This is a genomic window from Rhizobacter sp. P2_H2 (assembly GCF_056403375.1).
Window position 1 is genome coordinate 1 of the sequence record NZ_JBFUFP010001762.1, and the last position, 621, is coordinate 621.

Consider the following 621-nt stretch of genomic DNA (forward strand, 5'->3'; position numbering starts at 1 on the left):
GAGATGGACTGCGGCGGTTCGCTGGGATTCGTTGATGGATTGCCAACGTGCTCCCACGTCGGCGGCGGCATATCAATCGTATTCACCATCGGCGCGCTTGCACTCATGATCGCTTCTTTGCCGAATGCTCTTCGCGCCTGGTTGATCAGAATTTTTACCCGGCGGCTAGGTCGCACACATGAAGGCCAGCACCCTCATATGTGAGGGACTCGCGCGCTGCATCAACGTGCTTTCTGAATAACCGCTTCGCGGCACTGAGTTCGGCCGAACGAACTTCCGCAACGGGTCGACAGTGCCAGTTCGCGCAGGCGCGCGGCGGACGTTCAACCCCACCCCGATCCACTGGCGGCACAGCGCTTCGACAAGCGTCCGTCGGCGCCGCGTCGCTTGACCGATCGCTCGGCTCCCCCCAGAACGTCGCAGCGTCCGCATTGAGGCAGCAAGCGGCCGCTCGAAAGCTCGAAGCGACCGACCGCAACCGCTGCGCAGCAGGCAACCCCTGCTGAGAGCTGAGGGCGAGTATGTTCAGCCATGCGTCGAGGCTCCGAGGGACCGAGGAGAGTCGATCGTCGCGCGGGCATCGATGCAAAAAGACTTGGCTTCAGAGGGCAACTCTGGGTG

At 62.5% G+C, this 621-nt stretch carries 1 protein-coding gene; it reads left to right on the forward strand.

Annotation, left to right across the window (positions count from 1 at the left end; translation table 11 throughout):
• Window positions 1-204: hypothetical protein (locus AC1D15_RS36070; protein WP_477829866.1), on the forward strand; the 204-nt coding region annotated here is incomplete at its 5' end.
• Between the last annotated feature and the right edge of the window lie 417 nt (window positions 205-621).